Annotated in this window: 23 protein-coding genes, 2 tRNA genes and 1 riboswitch; of the genes, 17 read left to right on the forward strand and 8 right to left on the reverse strand. The window is 73.3% G+C overall.

Annotated features, from left to right (window positions below):
• The first annotated feature begins 18 nt into the window (after nucleotides 1-18).
• Nucleotides 19-119, forward strand: a riboswitch (TPP riboswitch).
• Between the two features lie 35 nt (nucleotides 120-154).
• From KYT88_RS07420 to KYT88_RS07440, 5 genes are read left to right on the forward strand one after another with little or no spacing between them, the layout of a single operon-like run.
• On the forward strand, nucleotides 155-814 hold the full coding sequence (locus KYT88_RS07420; protein ID WP_043587198.1) for an ECF transporter S component: 660 nt from the start codon (nucleotides 155-157) through the stop codon (nucleotides 812-814).
• A gap of 2 nt (nucleotides 815-816) precedes the next feature.
• Nucleotides 817-2,379 carry an ABC transporter ATP-binding protein gene (locus KYT88_RS07425; protein WP_043587196.1) on the forward strand — a complete coding sequence of 521 codons (1,563 nt, stop codon included), beginning with the start codon at nucleotides 817-819 and terminating at the stop codon, nucleotides 2,377-2,379.
• A complete protein-coding gene (locus tag KYT88_RS07430; protein WP_043587194.1) occupies nucleotides 2,376-3,170 on the forward strand; it encodes an energy-coupling factor transporter transmembrane component T family protein in 795 nt (264 codons plus the stop codon). The genes KYT88_RS07425 and KYT88_RS07430 overlap by 4 nt, the downstream gene beginning before the upstream one ends.
• Nucleotides 3,160-3,708, forward strand: coding sequence for a nucleoside/nucleotide kinase family protein (locus KYT88_RS07435; protein ID WP_043587192.1), 549 nt, complete (start codon nucleotides 3,160-3,162; stop codon nucleotides 3,706-3,708). The genes KYT88_RS07430 and KYT88_RS07435 overlap by 11 nt, the downstream gene beginning before the upstream one ends.
• Before the next feature lie 9 nt (nucleotides 3,709-3,717).
• Complete coding sequence (locus KYT88_RS07440) at nucleotides 3,718-3,990, forward strand: hypothetical protein (protein ID WP_012038124.1); 273 nt, start codon at nucleotides 3,718-3,720, stop codon at nucleotides 3,988-3,990.
• 92 nt (nucleotides 3,991-4,082) lie between these two features.
• Here KYT88_RS07440 and KYT88_RS07445 read toward each other — a convergent pair whose 3' ends face one another.
• The 3 genes from KYT88_RS07445 to orn all read right to left on the reverse strand — a co-directional run bounded on the left by KYT88_RS07445 (nucleotide 4,083) and on the right by orn (nucleotide 5,306).
• The gene (locus tag KYT88_RS07445) at nucleotides 4,083-4,433 is read right to left on the reverse strand and encodes a metallopeptidase family protein (RefSeq protein ID WP_043587918.1); all 351 of its coding nucleotides are present in this window, start codon (nucleotides 4,431-4,433) and stop codon (nucleotides 4,083-4,085) included.
• Nucleotides 4,434-4,566: 133 nt separating this feature from the next.
• Nucleotides 4,567-4,642, reverse strand: a tRNA-His gene (locus KYT88_RS07450).
• Nucleotides 4,643-4,685: 43 nt separating this feature from the next.
• Nucleotides 4,686-5,306, reverse strand: a complete 621-nt coding sequence (gene orn / locus KYT88_RS07455; RefSeq protein ID WP_043587190.1) for an oligoribonuclease — start codon at nucleotides 5,304-5,306, stop codon at nucleotides 4,686-4,688.
• A gap of 56 nt (nucleotides 5,307-5,362) precedes the next feature.
• On the opposite strand from orn, the gene KYT88_RS07460 reads away from it, so the two are divergent.
• From KYT88_RS07460 to nadE, 4 genes are all read left to right on the forward strand, one after another.
• On the forward strand, nucleotides 5,363-5,578 hold the full coding sequence (locus KYT88_RS07460; RefSeq protein ID WP_012038127.1) for an SCO4848 family membrane protein: 216 nt from the start codon (nucleotides 5,363-5,365) through the stop codon (nucleotides 5,576-5,578).
• 65 nt (nucleotides 5,579-5,643) lie between these two features.
• Entirely contained in the window at nucleotides 5,644-5,943 is a 300-nt protein-coding gene (locus KYT88_RS07465; protein WP_051629417.1) for a thioredoxin family protein, read from the forward strand.
• Nucleotides 5,944-5,957: 14 nt separating this feature from the next.
• A tRNA-Arg gene (locus KYT88_RS07470) sits at nucleotides 5,958-6,030 on the forward strand.
• A 40-nt stretch (nucleotides 6,031-6,070) separates the two neighbouring features.
• Nucleotides 6,071-6,892: an NAD(+) synthase gene (nadE, locus tag KYT88_RS07475; RefSeq protein WP_043587187.1), complete on the forward strand. Its 822-nt coding sequence runs from the start codon at nucleotides 6,071-6,073 to the stop codon at nucleotides 6,890-6,892.
• Between the two features lie 76 nt (nucleotides 6,893-6,968).
• Here nadE and KYT88_RS07480 read toward each other — a convergent pair whose 3' ends face one another.
• Nucleotides 6,969-7,679 (reverse strand): hypothetical protein, encoded by a 711-nt coding sequence (locus KYT88_RS07480; RefSeq protein ID WP_043587186.1) that lies wholly within the window; start codon nucleotides 7,677-7,679, stop codon nucleotides 6,969-6,971.
• Between the two features lie 83 nt (nucleotides 7,680-7,762).
• Nucleotides 7,763-7,999: a hypothetical protein gene (locus tag KYT88_RS07485; RefSeq protein WP_043587184.1), complete on the reverse strand. Its 237-nt coding sequence runs from the start codon at nucleotides 7,997-7,999 to the stop codon at nucleotides 7,763-7,765.
• A 170-nt stretch (nucleotides 8,000-8,169) separates the two neighbouring features.
• Here KYT88_RS07485 and msrA point away from each other — a divergent pair, with 170 nt between their 5' ends.
• The 7 genes from msrA to KYT88_RS07520 all read left to right on the forward strand — a co-directional run bounded on the left by msrA (nucleotide 8,170) and on the right by KYT88_RS07520 (nucleotide 12,840).
• Nucleotides 8,170-8,697 (forward strand): peptide-methionine (S)-S-oxide reductase MsrA, encoded by a 528-nt coding sequence (gene msrA / locus KYT88_RS07490; RefSeq protein ID WP_043587182.1) that lies wholly within the window; start codon nucleotides 8,170-8,172, stop codon nucleotides 8,695-8,697.
• Nucleotides 8,698-8,803: 106 nt separating this feature from the next.
• A complete protein-coding gene (locus KYT88_RS07495; protein WP_043587916.1) occupies nucleotides 8,804-9,052 on the forward strand; it encodes a hypothetical protein in 249 nt (82 codons plus the stop codon).
• 131 nt (nucleotides 9,053-9,183) lie between these two features.
• A complete protein-coding gene (locus KYT88_RS07500) occupies nucleotides 9,184-9,567 on the forward strand; it encodes a hypothetical protein (RefSeq protein WP_237583830.1) in 384 nt (127 codons plus the stop codon).
• Nucleotides 9,564-10,127 carry a MarR family winged helix-turn-helix transcriptional regulator gene (locus KYT88_RS07505; protein WP_043587180.1) on the forward strand — a complete coding sequence of 188 codons (564 nt, stop codon included), beginning with the start codon at nucleotides 9,564-9,566 and terminating at the stop codon, nucleotides 10,125-10,127. Before KYT88_RS07500 ends, KYT88_RS07505 begins: the two co-directional genes overlap by 4 nt.
• Nucleotides 10,124-10,603, forward strand: coding sequence for a DUF6993 domain-containing protein (locus KYT88_RS07510; protein ID WP_043587178.1), 480 nt, complete (start codon nucleotides 10,124-10,126; stop codon nucleotides 10,601-10,603). Before KYT88_RS07505 ends, KYT88_RS07510 begins: the two co-directional genes overlap by 4 nt.
• Before the next feature lie 63 nt (nucleotides 10,604-10,666).
• A complete protein-coding gene (gene ettA / locus KYT88_RS07515) occupies nucleotides 10,667-12,349 on the forward strand; it encodes an energy-dependent translational throttle protein EttA (RefSeq protein WP_043587175.1) in 1,683 nt (560 codons plus the stop codon).
• 11 nt (nucleotides 12,350-12,360) lie between these two features.
• The gene (locus KYT88_RS07520) at nucleotides 12,361-12,840 is read left to right on the forward strand and encodes an acyl-CoA thioesterase (RefSeq protein WP_043587174.1); all 480 of its coding nucleotides are present in this window, start codon (nucleotides 12,361-12,363) and stop codon (nucleotides 12,838-12,840) included.
• A gap of 30 nt (nucleotides 12,841-12,870) precedes the next feature.
• On the opposite strand, the gene KYT88_RS07525 is transcribed toward KYT88_RS07520, so the two are convergent.
• Nucleotides 12,871-13,764: an acyl-CoA thioesterase gene (locus KYT88_RS07525; protein ID WP_043587173.1), complete on the reverse strand. Its 894-nt coding sequence runs from the start codon at nucleotides 13,762-13,764 to the stop codon at nucleotides 12,871-12,873.
• Between the two features lie 82 nt (nucleotides 13,765-13,846).
• Between KYT88_RS07525 and KYT88_RS07530 the strand changes: the two genes are divergently transcribed.
• Nucleotides 13,847-14,542 (forward strand): DUF8185 domain-containing protein, encoded by a 696-nt coding sequence (locus tag KYT88_RS07530; RefSeq protein ID WP_043587171.1) that lies wholly within the window; start codon nucleotides 13,847-13,849, stop codon nucleotides 14,540-14,542.
• Nucleotides 14,543-14,578: 36 nt separating this feature from the next.
• Here KYT88_RS07530 and KYT88_RS07535 read toward each other — a convergent pair whose 3' ends face one another.
• Complete coding sequence (locus KYT88_RS07535) at nucleotides 14,579-14,974, reverse strand: globin (RefSeq protein ID WP_043587169.1); 396 nt, start codon at nucleotides 14,972-14,974, stop codon at nucleotides 14,579-14,581.
• A complete protein-coding gene (locus KYT88_RS07540; RefSeq protein ID WP_043587167.1) occupies nucleotides 14,974-16,293 on the reverse strand; it encodes a mechanosensitive ion channel family protein in 1,320 nt (439 codons plus the stop codon). Before KYT88_RS07540 ends, KYT88_RS07535 begins: the two co-directional genes overlap by 1 nt.
• Nucleotides 16,294-16,438 lie beyond the last annotated feature (145 nt).

The following is a 16,438-nucleotide window of genomic DNA, read 5'->3' on the forward strand; positions in this document are numbered from 1 at the left end:
CGCTAGGATCGCCTCGAACACGGGAGTCCGGTGAGCCGGGCTGAGAGGAAGACACCCAGTCTTCGACCGTCGAACCTGATCTGGATCATGCCAGCGCAGGGAGGCTTCCATCTCGCACCCGTGCCCTCTTCCACTCATCCGAAGGGCACGTCCAATGACCGCATCACCCTCGTCCACGGCATCCGCCGTCCCCGCCGACGCCGACGCCGGCTCCCGCGCGCCCCGCTCCGGCCTGCGCGCCCGCTGGCGCGTCATCGACATCGTCGTGGCCAGCGTCCTCGGCGTCGCCTCCGGCCTCGTCTTCGTCATCTGGAACACGGCGTCCGTGCCGGTCGGCGGCTTCTTCGAGCCGCTGCTCCCCGGCCTCCAGGCGCTGGCCGGCGGCGGCTGGCTGTTCGCGGGCGTCCTCACCGGCATCGTGATCCGCAAGCCAGGCGCCGCCCTGTACGGCGAGCTGCTGGCGGCGTTCGTCTCCATGCTCGTCGGGAACGTCTGGGGCGTCGGCACGCTGCTCTCCGGCCTCACCCAGGGCCTCGGCGCGGAGCTCGTGCTCCTGGTCTTCCTCTACGCGAACTGGCGCGCCTACGTCGCCGTGCTCGCGGGCATGGGCGCCGGGCTCGGCATGGCCGTCACGGACCTCATCACCTACTACCCGGGATCCACCCCGCTGTTCGCCACCATCTACACGGTCGCGGCGCTCGTCTCGGGCGCGGTCATCGCCGGGCTGCTCTCGTGGCTCGTCGCCCGGGCGCTCGCCCGCACCGGCGCGCTCTCGCGCTTCGCCTCGGGCCGCGACACCGCGGCCCGCGTCTGACCGTGCGGCGGCCGGGCCGTCGCACGCCGTCGGTCGGCGCGTCGCGCGTGCCTCTCGCGGGACCCGAGGCGGCGGCCGACGCGGCGGGCGGCGCGTCCGTCCGGGCCGCGGGGTGGGGCTGGCGGCATGCCGGCAGGAGCGCCTGGGCGGTCCGCGACGTCGACCTGGTCATCGAGCCGGGCGAGCGCGTGCTGCTGCTCGGCGCGTCCGGCGCGGGGAAGACCACGCTCATGCACGCGCTCGCGGGCGTCCTCGGCGGCGACGACGAGGGGGAGACCCGCGGCACCCTGCTCGTCGACGGGCAGGATCCGGCCGCCCGCCGCGGGCGCGCCGGGCTCGTGCTGCAGGATCCGGACGCGCAGGTGATCCTCTCCCGCATCGGCGACGACGTCGCGTTCGGCTGCGAGAACCTCGGCGTCCCGCGTGACGAGATCTGGATCCGCGTCCGCGCAGCGCTCGACGCCGTCGGGCTCGACGTCCCCCTCGACCGCTCGACCACCGCGCTCTCCGGCGGCCAGAAGCAGCGCCTCGCCCTCGCCGGCGTCCTCGCGATGCGGCCCGGGCTCCTCCTCCTCGACGAGCCGACCGCCAACCTCGACCCCGAGGGCGTCGGGGAGGTGCGGCGCGCCGTCGAGTCCGTGGTCGAGCGGAGCGGCGCCACCCTCGTCGTCATCGAGCACCGGGTCGCCGTCTGGGAGGACCTCGTCGACCGTGTCGTCGTGCTCGGGGCCGACGGCGGGATCCTCGCCGACGGCGCGCCGGACGATGTCCTCCGCGACCAGGGCGCGTCGCTCGCCGCGGCGGGGGTCTGGGTCCCCGGCCGGGAGCCCGCCGCGCCCGTCCGGGAGCGCGCCACGCCCGCACCGCTCCTCCGCGCGGACGGCCTCACGGTCGGCAGGGGCGGCGCGCGCGGCACCGCGGTCGCCGACGACATCGGCCTCGCGCTCGCGTCCGGCCGGGTCACCGCGCTCACCGGTCCGAACGGCGGCGGCAAGAGCACGCTCGCGCTCACGCTCGGCGGCCTGCTGCCCGCCCTGTCCGGCCGGGTGGTCGCGGAGACGGCCCTCGCCGACGGCCTCGGCGCGGATCCCGCCGCCTGGCGCTCGCGCGAGCTCGCGGCGCGGATCGGCACCGTGTTCCAGGATCCTGAGCACCAGTTCCTCGCCGGCACCGTGCGCGCGGAGCTCGAGGTCGGGCCGCGTGCCGTGGGCATGGATCCCGCCGACGCCGCCCGCCGCGTCGACGAGCTGCTCGTGCGCCTCCGCCTCGACGGCCTCGCGCAGGCGAACCCCTTCACCCTCTCCGGCGGCGAGAAGCGGCGCCTGTCGGTGGCGACCGCCCTCGCGACCGCGCCGCGCCTCCTCGTGCTCGACGAGCCGACGTTCGGGCAGGACGCCCGCACCTGGGCCGAGCTCGTCGCGCTCCTCGCCGACCTCGTCGACCGCGACGGCGTCGGGGTCCTCGCCGTCACGCACGACGCCGACCTCGTCCGCGCGCTGGCGGACGACGTCCTCCGCCTCGACGCCGCCCCCGGCCGGGCGGCCCGGCTGGAGGTCGTGCGATGAGCGCAGCCCCGACCGTCGTCGTCCCCACCGCTGGCGCCACGGGCCTCGCCGCCGTCAACCCGGTCGCGCGCCTCGCGGCGGCCCTCGTGTTGACCCTGGTCCTCGTGCTGAGCCTCGACGTGGTCTCCGCGGGCGCGGCGCTGCTGCTCGAGCTGCTCCTCCTGCCGTTCGCGGGGATCCGGCCGCGCGCCTTCCTCGTGCGCGGCATCCCGATCTGGATCGCGGCCCCCGGCGCGGGGCTCACGATCCTGCTCTACGGGCGCACGTCCGGCGACGTGTACGCGCAGTTCCTGCTCGTGGTCGTCAGCGAGGGCTCGGTGCTGCTGGCGGTGGCGACCACGCTGCGCGTGCTGGCGATCGGCGTCGCGTCGCTCGTCCTCTTCTCGGACGTGGATCCCACCGACCTCGCCGACGGCCTGGCCCAGGTCGCGCGCCTGCCGTCCCGGTTCGTCCTCGGCGCGCTCGCGGGCGTCCGGCTCGTCGGCCTCCTCCTCGACGACTGGCGCTCGCTCGAGCTCGCCCGCCGGGCACGGGGCGTCGCCGACCGGGGTCGCGTCCGCCGGTTCGCCGGGCAGGCCTTCGCGCTCCTCGTGCTCTCGATCCGCCGCGGCAGCAAGCTGGCCACCGCGATGGAGGCCCGCGGCTTCGGCGGCACCACCGCGCGCACGTGGGCCAGGCCCAGCGTCGTGGGTCGGCGCGAGGCGCTCGTCGTGACCGTCGCGGTGCTCGTCGCTGCCTGCGCGGTGACGGCCGCCGTCGCCGCCGGGACGTGGGGCTCCGTTGCGTCCTGACGCGGGGGAGCGGCGCCCGGCGCTGGTCCTCGTCGACGGTCCGTCCGGATCCGGGAAGTCGACCCTCGCCGACGCCCTGGTCCGCGACGGCGATCCTGACGCGGGGCTGCCGCGCGGGGCGCAGCTGCTCCGCCTCGACGACGTCTACCCCGGCTGGGACGGCCTCGAGGCGGCCTCCCGGCACCTCGAGCGCCACGTGCTGCAGCAGATGCATCCCGGCGGATGCCCCAGGTGGCGCCGCTGGGACTGGTCCGCCGACGCACCGGCGGAGTGGCATGACCTGGACCCGGCACAGCCGCTCGTGGTCGAGGGCTGCGGATCCCTGACCCGGGTCGCCGCGCGCCTCGCCACGCGTCGCATCTGGGTCGAGGCCGACGACGCCGTGCGCCGGGCCCGCGCCATCGCGCGCGACGGCGAGTCCTTCGCCGCCGAGTGGGAGCGCTGGGACGCGCAGTGGCGCACCCACGTCGACAGGGAGGATCCGCGCGCCCTGGCCGACGTCGTCGTCCGCACGGACGCCGTCGCGGCGGCCGGGTAGCCTGATGCCATGACCGATTCCGCACCGTCCGACGTCCGCTACCTCGCTGTCTTCGCCGACGGCCCCCTCGAGGGCACCACCGAGACCCGCGTCCTCGTCGACGGCCAGCACGACGAGACCATCAGCACGATGTCGGCCGTGGAGGGCAAGGAGTCCCTGTTCCAGTACCGCGCCGGCGAGGTGTCCGAGGTCGCGGGCGAGCAGCGCGTGACCTACACGTACGTGGCCGACGGCAGCGACGACGTCCTCGGCGAGGGCGACGACGAGTCCCTCGAGCTCTGACACCCGGCACGCCCGGCGCCTGAGCGCCTCCCCACGACCCCGGACCGCGACGCGGCGACCGGGGTCGTCGTGCGTCCGGGCCGCTTCGGGCCTCAGGCCCAGCCGAGCTCGTGCAGCCGGTCGTCGTCGATGCCGTGGAAGTGCGCGATTTCGTGCACGAGCGTCACGTGGACGAGGTCCCGCAGCGCGTCCAGGTCCTCCGCCTCGTGCAGGTGCGGCTCGCGGTAGACGACGATGCGGTCCGGCATCTCGCCGAAGCCGTACTGCCCGCGCTCCGTCATGGCGACGCCGTCGTAGAGGCCTAGCAGGTCGAGCGAGCCGTCCTCGGGCCGGTCCTCGACGACGAAGACGACGTTGTCGAGCCCGTCCACCATCTCGTCCGGCAGCGCGTCGAGCTCGTCGACCACCAGTCGCTCGAAGTCGTCGGGTTCGCAGTGCAGCACGGATCCACCCTCGCACACGCGCATGCGGTGGAGGCCGTCCGCCGCGAGGCCCCGCCGTGCGGGCCAGGGGGACGACGGGAGGAGCGGAGACGACGGAAGGGCCGGGACCCTCTCGGATCCCGGCCCTTCCCGGTGGGGTGGACGACGGGGCTCGAACCCGCGACTTCCGGCTCCACAAGCCAGCGCTCTGCCAACTGAGCTACGCCCACCATGCGGCCGATCCCGCTCTCGCGGACGGCCATGACGAGGATACTACAGCCGCGAGGCCCAGGCGGACGTGACGTCCGCGGAGATGGCCTGCACGTCGTCGGTGGCGGGTCCCGGCGCCGGGACGAACGCCGCGCGACGGTAGTACTCGAGCTCGCGGATCGACTCGAGGATGTCGGCGAGGGCGCGGTGGCCGCCGTTCTTCGCGGGGGAGTTGAAGTAGATCCGGGGGAACCACTCCTTCGCGAGCACCTTGATGGAGGAGACGTCGACGCTGCGGTAGTGGAGGTGCGCGTCGACGCGGGGCATGTACTTCGCGAGGAACGCGCGGTCGGTGCCGATGGTGTTGCCCGCGATGGGGGCCTTGCCGCCGTTCGGCACGTGCTGCAGCAGGTACTCGAGCACCGCGAACTCGGCGTCGGCCAGGCTGACGCCCGCGGGGATCTCCTCGAGCAGCCCCGACGAGCGGTGCATCTCGGTGACGAACTCGCCCATGTTGGCGAGCGCCGCGGGATCGGGGTTGATCACGATCGTGAAGCCGTCGTCGACGGGCACGAGGTCGAAGTCGGTGACGACCACCGCGACCTCCACCAGCTCGTCGATCGCGAGGTCGAGCCCCGTCATCTCGCAGTCGATCCACACCAGCCGGTCCGCGTTGTTGCCCATCCCCCGATCCTATCGGCGGGCCGGGGCGGCCCCGATGCGCCGCCTACCATGGGGGAGTGATCACCCTCCTCGCCGTCCTCCTCATCGTCAACGGCGTCTGGAACGTCGTCGTCTGGCCGCAGTTCCTCAAGCGCGTCGCGAAGGATCCCCGTGCCCGCGCGGCCGACGGGTCGCGCACGCCGTTCTTCACCGTGCACCTCGTGCTGGTCTCGGTCTCGCTGCTCCTCGCCCTCGTGTCGATCGTCGCCGCCGTCGCGGCGTTCCTCTCCTGACCCCCGGCGAGGGTGGGCCAGGGGCGGACGCCGCGCCCGCGGGAGCGGAGGGGGTGCGCGTGGTGATGTTCACCTCGCTCTTCTGCGTCCCGTGCCAGGCGACCCGGCGAGTGCTCGCGGAGGTGCAGCGCCTCCTGCCCTGGCTCCCGGTGGAGGAGCTCGACGTCGCGGCGCACCCCGACCTGGCCGAGGCGGAGCGCATCCGGTCGACGCCGACGATCCTCGTGCGGGTCGGAGACCGGCAGGTCCTCCGCGCCGAGGGCGTGCCGACCGCGCCGCAGGTGCTGCAGGCGGTGGTGCGGGCGATGGACGGGACGGCCCCGGCCGCTCCCTCGGTCGCCCCGGAGCGTCCGGACCCCGCATAGTAACCTCTTCTCGACCCCCTGTAGCTCAATGGATAGAGCATCGGCCTTCTAATCCGACGGTTGCGCGTTCGAGTCGCGCCGGGGGGACCGACTGTCGGAAGCGCGGGATCGGCCGTAGATTCGACGCATGCGCGACATCCAGTCACAGATCATCGCCGCCCTCGAGGTGCGGCCGACCATCGATCCCGCCGACGAGGTCCGGAAGCGCGTCGACTTCCTCAAGGCCTACCTCAGGTCCACCGGCGCGGAGGGCTTCGTCCTCGGCGTGAGCGGCGGGCAGGACTCGTCCCTCGCCGGGCGCCTGGCCCAGCTCGCGATCGAGGAGCTCGCGGCCGAGGGGCTCCTCGCCGAGTTCATCGCCGTCCGCCTGCCGTACGGCGTGCAGGCCGACGAGGAGGACGCGCAGCTGGCGCTCTCCTTCATCCAGCCGAAGTCGAGCGTCGTCTTCGACATCAAGCGCGCCGTCTACGGCTTCCAGGCGGAGTACGCCGACGCGGCAGGGCACGCGATGACCGACTTCACCAAGGGCAACGTCAAGGCGCGCTCGCGCATGGTCGCCCAGTACGCGCTGGCCGGGCAGGCGCACCTGCTGGTGATCGGCACCGACCACGCGGCGGAGGCGGTCACGGGCTTCTTCACGAAGTACGGCGACGGTGGCGCGGACGTCCTCCCGCTCACGGGCCTCAGCAAGCGCCAGGGTCGCGCGCTGCTGGAGCACCTGGGGGCGCCCGAGCGCCTGTACCTCAAGGCACCCACGGCGGATCTGCTCGACGACACCCCCGGCCAGACCGACGAGGCCAACCTCGGCCTCACCTACGAGGACATCGACGACTTCCTCGAGGGCCGCGACGTCGACGACGAGGTGGCCGAGGCGATCGAGGCGCGCTACGCGAGCACGGAGCACAAGCGACGCGTCCCCGCGAGCATGTTCGACGACTGGTGGAAGTGATCGCGGTCTGAGATGACGACGACGCCCGCACCTCCCAGGAGGTGCGGGCGTCGTCACGTGCCGGCGCGCGTGCTCGTCAGCGGCGGTCGGCCTCCGCGGAGCGCGAGTTCGCGGCCGAGGAGGAGGGCACGGGCGGGCTGTACTGCTCGTCGGGGGACTCGACGCGGCGCTCGGCACCGGGCTGGTCGTCGGATCCGCTGCGCCACGGCACCGGCACCGGAGCGACGGCGGTCGGCTCCTCCGGGCGTGCCGGAGTGCGGCTCCCGACGGCCGTGTCGGCGGCGGGCTGGTCGTCCTCGAACTGCCAGCGGGAGATGTCGCCCTGGAAGATCTTGCGCGCGCGACCGGGGTGGTGCTGCCACTCGACCATGCGGTCGCGGAACTCGGCGAGCTGCGCGTCGAACTGGAAGCCGAAGCTGCCGCTGCCGCGCTTGAACTCGCTGATCTCGTGCGCGGCCCAGGTGGCGGCCGTGGCGGCGCCCTTGACCGGCAGGAGGCGGACGCGGATGTCGGCCTCGCCCGCCGCGCGGTCGGCGAGCACGCGCTCCTGCGCCGTGAGGCCGTCCCAGACGGAGGCCTGACGCGCGGCATCCACGAGGACGCCGATGGCGGCCGCCTTCACCTCGCGGTCGTGCCGCGTGAGGATCCGCTGCGTGGCGCTGCGCGCGATGACGGCGGCGAGCACGCCGGCGACCACGATGGCGACGAAGGGGACGACGACGCCGGAGAGGAGCTGCGTGCCCCGCTCGGACGCGAGGGCATCGAGGAGATCATTCCACCACTGCATGCGGCGACCGTACCCCGGGGCCCGGGCCCGATCCGGGAGGCCGGGCGGGCGCGTCGCCGCACCCGGTCAGGGGCGGCAGCCGGTCAGAACCGCAGGCAGTCGACCGCGTCCTGCAGCGACCAGAAGTCGCCGAGCGGCACGAACCCCTGCGCGTCGCGCCGGAGCCGCTTGGCGCGGAAGCGCTCGCCCTGCGGCTCGTGCATGCGCTCGACGTAGCCGAGGACCGCGCCGTCCGGCCGGGTGACGCGCAGCAGCCCGTCGTGCAGCTCGCGGACCCGCACGGCCGAACGCGCCAGGGGGGTGTAGGTGGTGCTGGGCATGGTGTCCTCCGTCCGTGCGCCGCCGGCCCGGCGATGTCTCGATGTCCCCGAAGCTACGGGCGACCACCGACATCGCGGAGGCGCGGAATGGGATCCGCCCGGTGACGGTTCCCTCCCATGTCGACCACCGCGGACCTCGCGCGCGTCGACGGGAAGTAGGTTCATCTCTCATGCAGACATTCATCCTCGCCGGCGGCTGCTTCTGGTGCCTCGATGCGGTCTACCGCACGCTCGACGGCGTCCAGGACGTCATCTCCGGCTACATCGGCGGCCACACCGCCCACCCCTCCTACGACGCCGTGTGCACGGGCGCGACCGGGCACGCCGAGGCGGTGAAGGTGGTCTTCGACGAGGAGGTCATCCCCGCCGACGTCATCCTCGACGTGTTCTTCACGCTGCACGACCCGCGTCAGCTCAACCGCCAGGGCGCCGACGTCGGCACCCAGTACCGCTCGGCCATGTTCCCCGCGGACGCCGAGCAGGAGCAGCTGTTCCGCGACGCGATCTCCCGCGCCGGCGAGCTGTGGGACGGCACCGCCGTCACCACCATCGAGCCGGTCGGCACCTGGTACGACGCGGAGGACTACCACCAGGACTTCTTCGCCAAGAACCCGGGCCAGGGCTACTGCAACGCGGTCGCCGTGCCCAAGGTGAACAAGGTGAGGAAGTCGTTCGCGCAGTACGTGCGCGCCGCCTGATCCACCCGTCATCGACGCCCCGCGGCCTGTACGGCCGCGGGGCGTCGGCGTACCATCGGCACGTCCGGGCGACGAGGCCCGGCCAGGAGAGGCGACGACGATGTCGATGACCACGAGCACGACCACGAGCACGACCACGAGCACGAGCACGACCGGACTCCCGCGCACCGCGGGGAAGACCTGGGTGGCCTTCGGGTCCACGGGGGCGCTCGCCTCCATCCACTCCCACGACGACGGCTACGAGGTGCGGTCGCTGCACCGCGGCGTCGTAGCGGGCACCTACCCGACGCTGGAGATCGCGAAGGCGGCCCTCCGTGCCGGCCGCGACGACGACCTCCGCTTCTCGGAGCACTGAGCCCCGTCCGTCTCCTCCCCAGGCGCGCACGCTGACGCATCGTGCGCGCCGCCCGCCCCGCGGCACTGCGCGGCACCGGTCGTGGCGCATCCTGGGCCCGCGGTCGCCAGGTCGCGGGAAGGGGCGGCCCGGTGGTCGACGAGAGCAGGGGGCGAGAGCACTGCGGCGGGAGCGGGAGCGAGGCGCGCGTCGTGCTGCACGGGGTGGTGGCGGGGCGGCCGCGATGCATCCGCACGGTGGAGGGCTGGGAGGTCGCGAGCCTCCTCGTGGGATCCGGCGACCTCCGTGGCCCGGAGCACGGCGCCGTCCTCGTGGTGTGCACGGGGGCCGGCTCGTCCGCCACCGTGCGACGTGTGGCGGTCGGCGATCGGGTGATCGTCCTGGGTCACCTCGAGCCTCGTCGAGCCAGCCGGCCCGAGGACGACGCGGTCGAGCTCGCGGCGGACGCGGTGCTCGCCCGACGCGGGACCGTCGCCGTCGGCTCGCAGGCCGAGGAGCCTAGGATCGCACCATGAGCGGATCCCCCCGGTGGCTCGAGCCGGATCAGCAGCGCGCCTGGCGGACGGTCATCGTCGCGCTGAACAACGTCAGCGAGCGCATCGAGCGGCAGCTCCTCCGGGACTCGGGCATGCCGCACGCGTACTACATGATCCTCGTCCGGCTCTCCGAGGCGGAGGGCGGCGCGCTCCCCATGAGCGTCCTGGCCCGCGCGCTCCAGGCGTCGGCGAGCCGTACATCGCACGCCGTCACACGGCTGGAGCAGCTGCGCTGGGTCCGTCGCACGCGGTCGCCGCACGACGGCAGGAGCCTGCTCGCGGAGCTCACCGACGAGGGCCGGGCGACGCTTGAGGCCGCGGCACCGGGTCACGCGGATGAGGTGCTCCGCTCGGTGTTCGATCCGCTGACCGACGAGCAGACCGCGCAGCTGGAGACCATCGCGCGGGATATCCTCACGAGCATGAGCTCATCCCCCCTCGACGACGGCCAGGTGGGCATCCGGGCCGACGAGCTCGCCATCCCGCCTGCACCCGACCGCGACGACGACCCGGCCCGCGCCGACGAGTCCGCCGCGTGATCCGGGCTCCCCGCGCCCTCCTGGCGCCTGCGCTCCTCGGGGCCCTGCTCCTCTCGGCCTGCACGCAGTCGGCCCCCGCGCCGGAGCCGCCACCCGCCGCCGTCACGGCGACCGCGGATCCCGGTGCCGCCTCCGCTGCGCCCACCGTCGCGCCGCTCGATCCCGATGGCACGGCCGAGGCCGCCCTCCCCGTCTTCGAGGCGACGGCCGGCGGGGTCGTCGCCGCCGATGCGAACGCGCAGGGGCGCGCCCTCGTGGACGCGCTCGTGGCCGCCGGCTTCCCCAAGGACCGCATGGAGGTCACCGCCGACGCGACGCCCCTCGGCAACGCGGTCGACTCGATCCTCGTCTCCGTGCACATGCCGGACGCGTGCCTCGTCGGGCAGCGGGCGAAGGACGGGTTCAGCGCGCACGTCGAGCCGGCGCTCTCGTCCGGCAGATGCCTCGTCGGCCAGACGCGCGCGATCGACTGGTGATGCCCGGGCCTACGGGCCCTGGCGCGGCATCCGGCACCCGCCGCACTCAATAGACTCGTGCCCATGGCTGAATACATCTACTCGATGGTCCGCGCCCGGAAGTCGGTCGGCGACAAGCTGATCCTCGACGACGTCACCATGTCGTTCATCCCCGGCGCGAAGATCGGCGTCGTCGGGCCGAACGGCGCGGGCAAGTCGACGATCCTCAAGATCATGGCGGGCCTCGACACCCCCAGCAACGGCGAGGCCAAGCTGTCGCCCGGCTACTCGGTCGGCATCCTCATGCAGGAGCCCGAGCTCGACGAGTCGAAGACCGTGCTGGAGAACGTGCAGGAGGGCGTCGGCCCGCTGAAGGCGCAGGTCGACCGCTACAACGAGATCGCCGCGGCCATGGCCGAGCCCGACGCCGACTTCGACACCCTGCTCGCCGAGATGGGGACGCTGCAGGAGGCCATCGACGCCGCCGACGGCTGGGAGCTCGACTCGCAGCTCGAGCAGGCGATGGACGCGCTCCGCACCCCGCCGGGCGACGCCTCGGTCGCGAACCTCTCGGGCGGCGAGAAGCGCCGCGTCGCGCTCTGCAAGCTCCTGCTCCAGAAGCCCGACCTGCTGCTCCTCGACGAGCCCACCAACCACCTCGACGCCGAGAGCGTGCTGTGGCTCGAGCAGCACCTCTCCAAGTACCCGGGCGCCGTCCTCGCCGTGACCCACGACCGGTACTTCCTCGACCACGTGGCCGAGTGGATCGCCGAGGTCGACCGCGGGCGCCTCTACCCGTACGAGGGCAACTACTCGACCTACCTCGAGAAGAAGCAGGAGCGCCTCAGCGTCCAGGGCAAGAAGGACGCCAAGCTCTCCAAGCGCCTCGCCGAGGAGCTCGACTGGGTGCGCAGCAACGCCAAGGGCCGCCAGGCGAAGTCCAAGGCGCGCCTCGCGCGCTACGAGGAGATGGTGACCGAGGCGGAGCGCACGAGGAAGCTCGACTTCGAGGAGATCCAGATCCCCGTCGGGCCGCGCCTCGGCTCGCAGGTCATCGACGCGAAGAAGCTGCACAAGCAGTTCGGCGAGCGGGTCCTCATCGACGACCTCTCCTTCACGCTGCCCCGCAACGGCATCGTCGGCGTCATCGGCCCGAACGGCGTCGGCAAGACCACGCTGTTCAAGACGATCGTCGGCTTCGAGCCGCTCGACTCGGGGGAGCTCAAGGTCGGAGACACCGTCGACATCTCCTACGTCGACCAGAGCCGTGGCGGCATCGACCCCGAGAAGTCGCTGTTCGAGGTCGTCTCCGACGGCCAGGACTACATCCAGGTCGGCAAGCAGGAGGTGCCCGCGCGCGCCTACGTCTCCACGTTCGGGTTCAAGGGCCCGGACCAGCAGAAGAAGGCCGGCATCCTCTCGGGTGGCGAGCGCAACCGCCTGAACCTCGCGCTCACGCTCAAGCAGGGCGGCAACCTGCTGCTGCTCGACGAGCCCACCAACGACCTGGACGTCGAGACGCTCGGCAGCCTCGAGAACGCGCTGCTCGAGTTCCCGGGCTGCGCCGTGGTCATCACCCACGATCGGTGGTTCCTCGACCGGATCGCCACGCACATCCTGTCCTACGAGGGCACGGAGGAGGACCCGGCCAACTGGTACTGGTTCGAGGGGAACTTCGAGGCGTACGAGCAGAACAAGATCGAGCGTCTGGGCGCGGACGCCGCGAAGCCGCACCGCTCCGCGTACCGCAAGCTCACGCGCGACTGAGGCTGCCCGCCATGACCCGGATCCACGTCCCCATCCACCTCAGGTGGGCCGACCTGGACGCCTACAACCACGTCAACAACGTGGAGGTGGTGCGCCTCCTCGAGGAGGCCCGCGTCCGCGCCTTCTGGCTCACCGAGCCGGGCGGCGGGGACGCGGATCCCGGTCTCGCGCTCATCGACGCGTCCGCGGGCGCAGCCACTCTCACGATGATCGCGCGCCAGGAGATCGAGTACCTGCTGCCCATCTCCTACGGCAGGCAGCCGCTGGACGTGCAGGTGTGGCTCGGGCGGCTCGGCGGTTCCAGCTTCGAGGCGTGCTACGAGGTGCGGTCGCCCGCGGGCGCGGAGCCTCAGGCCCTCTACGCGCGCGCCTCGACCACGATCGTGCTCGTCGACGCGGCGAGCGGTCGGCCACGGCGCATCAGCGACGAGGAACGCGCCGAGTGGTCCGCGCTCCTGGAGGAGCCGGCGGCCCTCGGCCGTCGCGGCTGACGCTCGCCGTGTCGGTGTCGCGCGACATGGTCAGCGCGGCACCCGCACCATGCCCTCCTGGGCCACGCTCGCGAGCAGCACGCCGTCGCGCGAGTAGATGCGGCCGAGCGACAGGCCGCGGCCACCCTGGGCGCTCGTCGACTCCTGCACGTAGAGCATCCACTCGTCGGCGCGGCCGAAGCGGTGGAACCACATCGCGTGGTCGAGGCTCGCGGCCTTGATGCCGGGCGTGGCCCAGGAGAGGCCGTGCCTGCGGTAGATGGACTCGAGGATCGAGTAGTCGCTCGCGTAGGCCAGCGAGGCGAGGTGCACGGCCGGGTCGTCGGGCAGGCGGCCGATCGCGCGGACCCACACGGCCTGATGGGCGACGCGGTCGGGCGCGGCGCCGAAGTACACGGGCTGCTCGACGTGGCGCATGTCGAAGGGGCGGTCGTTGGCCCAGTGCGCGGCGACGGGGTGGTCGATGCGGGACAGCACGTCGCGTGCGCTCGGCAGGGACTCCGGCTGGGGGATCCCCTCCGGCATGGGCGCCTGGTGCTCGAGGCCCTCGTCCGCATCCTGGAACGACGCGATCATCGAGAGGATCGGGCGGCCGTCCTGGTAGGCCTGCGTGCGGCGGGTCGAGAACGAGCGGCCGTCGTGGATCCGGTCGACCGAGAAGGTGATGGGCTTCGTGACGTCGCCGGGACGCAGGAAGTAGCCGTGCATGCTGTGCGGGCGGCGGTCGGCCTCGGTGGTGCGCATGGCCGCGACGAGGGACTGCGCGAGCACCTGGCCGCCGAAGACGCGGCCCATGGGCATCCACTGCGACGGGCCGGTCGAGATGTCCTCGCTCGTGCGAGCACCCGTGTCGGTGAGGTCGAGGGCGGTGAGCAGGCCGGCGAGCGGGCCGTCGTCCGGGATGTCGGATGCGTGGTCGGTCATGGGTCCTCCGCGTCGCGGGCCGGCCTCGGGCAGCCGGGCGCCCGGCGGATCGCATGGGCGCATCCAGTAGCTTAGACAGGCCATGACGCCCTCCTTCGCCCTCCGGGACGCCCTCGCCCTCGGCGATCTGCAGACCTTCCTCGGGCGCTCCGCCCGCGTCGACGACGGGGCCGTGCGCCTCATCGGATCCGGCGGCGTCCTCGCCGTGTACACCTCGGTGCTGCAGCCCGCCGGCCTCCTCGACCGGTCGCCGACCGTCCTCGGACTCCGCACCTTCGCGGCCGAGACGCAGGCGCCCGTGGACAGCGTCGTGCCGATCCGCGCGCTCCTCGACCGCCTCGCGCGCCTCGAGGGGCCGGCAACCGGATCCCCGGGCGAGCCCGTCGGCGTGCTCGTGCCGCCGGACACCGCCACGGCGCCCTGGGCGGGCATCTCGCCGCCGCGCGCCGGGTGGGAGCGTGGCGCGGACGTGTCCGCCGCCTCCCTCCGCGCGGCCGCGCGGGCCGGGATCGACGAGGTCGCCACCGCCGTGCCGTCGGGCATCGGCGAGCAGATCGTGTCGCGCGTGCGCGGCGAGGTCTGGGGACGCCCCGTCGAGGGCGCGCCCGACGTGGTCGCCGGCGGCGCGTTCGCGGCCTACAGCCTCGGGTTCCTGGGGCCGGATCCCGTGCCCGACGCGGCGCCGGACGACGACGAGGCGCCGGTCGCGGTGTTCCGCACCGGACCCTGGACGCGCCTCACGACGGCACGCGGGCACGTGCTCGTGCGGCGCCTCTAGCCGACCGCGGGTGGCGGGCGGTCGGTCCGCCGGCGCTCAGGACTCGTCGAACGTGTTGACCATCGCGTGCGCGGCGCGCTCCAGGTAGTCCCAGAGCTGCGCCTCGTGCATCGGCGACAGGTCGAGCGAGTCGACGGCCACGCGCATGTGCGCGAGCCAACGGTCGCGCGCGTCGGGGTTCACGCGGAACGGCATGTGGCGCATCCGCAGGCGCGGGTGGCCGCGCTCGTCGCTGTAGGTCGTGGGACCGCCCCAGTACTGCTCGAGGAAACCGGTGAGGCGCTGGATCGCGCCCTCGAGGTCCTCCTCCGGGTACATCGCGACGAGCACCGGGTCCTCGGCGACGCCCCGGTAGAACTCGCGGACGAGCCTCTCGAAGGTCGGGCGGCCGCCGACGTCCTCGTAGAACGAGCTGCCGAGCAGATCGGCCATCAGGACTCCTCGGGGGGCGTCGCGGGCTTCCGCGGCTGACGCGGCGCGCGCGGCGGCTTCGGGGGAGCGACGTCGCCGGATCCGTCGTCCGCGTCGGTGGCCGCGTCGGCGGCCGCGTCGGTGGACGGCTCGGCAGTCGGATCCTCGGGGAGCACGGTCCACGCCGCGGTGACCTCGTCCTCGTCCAGATCCCGCGCGGGCGCCGGAGCCTGTGCGGGGATCATCTGGGTCGCGCGCGGGTCGGGACGCGATCCCGCCGCGCCGCGGACGACGGGGGACGCGGATCCGGCCGCAGGGGACCCGGGCTGTCGCTGCGTGACCTTGCGGGCGGCGCGCTTGCGGGGAGCGGGCTGCTCGGGCTGCTGCACGGGCGTCGACGCGGTGCGCGGCGGGTGCGCTCCTCCCACGCTGGCCGCGCTGTCGAACCCGGTGAGCACGACGGCGGCGAGGGACGGCAGGGTCACGCCCATCGCGTCGAGGCTCGCCTTGAGCCGGCCGCGGAGCTCTCGCGAGACGTCGTCGCGGGCGTTGCTGCGCGTCTTGACGACCACGCGGATCACGACGGCCGACTCCGAGATCGACTCGATGCCCCAGAGCTCGGGCTTCTCCACGATGCGCGAGCGCCACTTCGGGGTCGACGCCAGCTCGGTCGCGGTGGCGAGCATGCGCTCCTGCACGGCCTGGACGTCGGCGTCGTACGGGACGGCGAGGTCGATGACGACGCGCGCCCAGCCCTGCGACATGTTGCCGACGCGGAGGATCTCGCCGTTGCGGACGAACCAGAGCGTGCCGTTGACGTCGCGGAGCGTCGTGATGCGGATGCCGACGGTCTCGACGACGCCCGTGGCGGGGCCCACGTCGACGACGTCTCCGACGCCGAGCTGGTCCTCCACCACCATGAACAGCCCGTTGAGGATGTCCTTGACGATGTTCTGCGCGCCGAAGCCGAGGCCGGCGCCGAGGGCGGCGGTGAGGAGGGCGAGGGAGCTGAGGATGCTGTCGTCCACGGCGTTCACCACGAGGGCCAGCACGATGATCACGATGACGACGGTGGTGATGTTGCTGAGGACGCTGCCCAGCGTGCGGGTGCGCTGGACGACGCGCACCGCCGTGAGCGGCGACGCCTGGATCGACTGCGTGTCGTCGACGTTCTGGCGCTTCTTGACGCCCGAGACGATCTGGTCGACCGTGTTGCGGATCACCACGAGGAGGATCCACCTGAGGAGGAATCCGCCGACCAGGTAGGACACGACCTTGATGAGCGTGCCCCAGGTGGAGAAGAACGAGCCGTCGCCGCAGCACACCATGCTCAGGTCCATCGCGACGCGCTTCCGACGGGGGTGAGGAGAGGGGAGGTCATCCGGCCGAGTGTACCGGCGGCCTGCCCGGCCGGTCCTGGGTCCGCCCGCGGGTCCCGCGGCCGGGACGACGAGGGGGACGACCGCATGCGCGACCGTCCCCCTC

The organism is Clavibacter sp. A6099 (assembly GCF_021919125.1).
Classification (GTDB): Bacteria; Actinomycetota; Actinomycetes; order Actinomycetales; family Microbacteriaceae; genus Clavibacter; species Clavibacter seminis.

What these genes read in the sequence shown, in the direction of transcription:
- KYT88_RS07420 (WP_043587198.1), top strand. Translation starts at nt 155, where the DNA reads ATGACCGCATCACCCTCGTCCACGGCATCCGCCGTCCCCGCCGACGCC.
- KYT88_RS07480 (WP_043587186.1), bottom strand. Translation starts at nt 7,679, where the DNA reads ATGCAGTGGTGGAATGATCTCCTCGATGCCCTCGCGTCCGAGCGGGGC.
- orn (WP_043587190.1), bottom strand. Translation starts at nt 5,306, where the DNA reads ATGGGCAACAACGCGGACCGGCTGGTGTGGATCGACTGCGAGATGACG.
- KYT88_RS07540 (WP_043587167.1), bottom strand. Translation starts at nt 16,293, where the DNA reads ATGGACCTGAGCATGGTGTGCTGCGGCGACGGCTCGTTCTTCTCCACC.
- KYT88_RS07430 (WP_043587194.1), top strand. Translation starts at nt 2,376, where the DNA reads ATGAGCGCAGCCCCGACCGTCGTCGTCCCCACCGCTGGCGCCACGGGC.
- KYT88_RS07530 (WP_043587171.1), top strand. Translation starts at nt 13,847, where the DNA reads ATGACGCCCTCCTTCGCCCTCCGGGACGCCCTCGCCCTCGGCGATCTG.
- KYT88_RS07440 (WP_012038124.1), top strand. Translation starts at nt 3,718, where the DNA reads ATGACCGATTCCGCACCGTCCGACGTCCGCTACCTCGCTGTCTTCGCC.
- nadE (WP_043587187.1), top strand. Translation starts at nt 6,071, where the DNA reads ATGCGCGACATCCAGTCACAGATCATCGCCGCCCTCGAGGTGCGGCCG.
- KYT88_RS07505 (WP_043587180.1), top strand. Translation starts at nt 9,564, where the DNA reads ATGAGCGGATCCCCCCGGTGGCTCGAGCCGGATCAGCAGCGCGCCTGG.
- KYT88_RS07485 (WP_043587184.1), bottom strand. Translation starts at nt 7,999, where the DNA reads ATGCCCAGCACCACCTACACCCCCCTGGCGCGTTCGGCCGTGCGGGTC.
- KYT88_RS07520 (WP_043587174.1), top strand. Translation starts at nt 12,361, where the DNA reads ATGACCCGGATCCACGTCCCCATCCACCTCAGGTGGGCCGACCTGGAC.
- KYT88_RS07495 (WP_043587916.1), top strand. Translation starts at nt 8,804, where the DNA reads ATGACCACGAGCACGACCACGAGCACGACCACGAGCACGAGCACGACC.
- KYT88_RS07465 (WP_051629417.1), top strand. Translation starts at nt 5,644, where the DNA reads ATGTTCACCTCGCTCTTCTGCGTCCCGTGCCAGGCGACCCGGCGAGTG.
- KYT88_RS07525 (WP_043587173.1), bottom strand. Translation starts at nt 13,764, where the DNA reads ATGACCGACCACGCATCCGACATCCCGGACGACGGCCCGCTCGCCGGC.
- KYT88_RS07535 (WP_043587169.1), bottom strand. Translation starts at nt 14,974, where the DNA reads ATGGCCGATCTGCTCGGCAGCTCGTTCTACGAGGACGTCGGCGGCCGC.
- msrA (WP_043587182.1), top strand. Translation starts at nt 8,170, where the DNA reads ATGCAGACATTCATCCTCGCCGGCGGCTGCTTCTGGTGCCTCGATGCG.
- ettA (WP_043587175.1), top strand. Translation starts at nt 10,667, where the DNA reads ATGGCTGAATACATCTACTCGATGGTCCGCGCCCGGAAGTCGGTCGGC.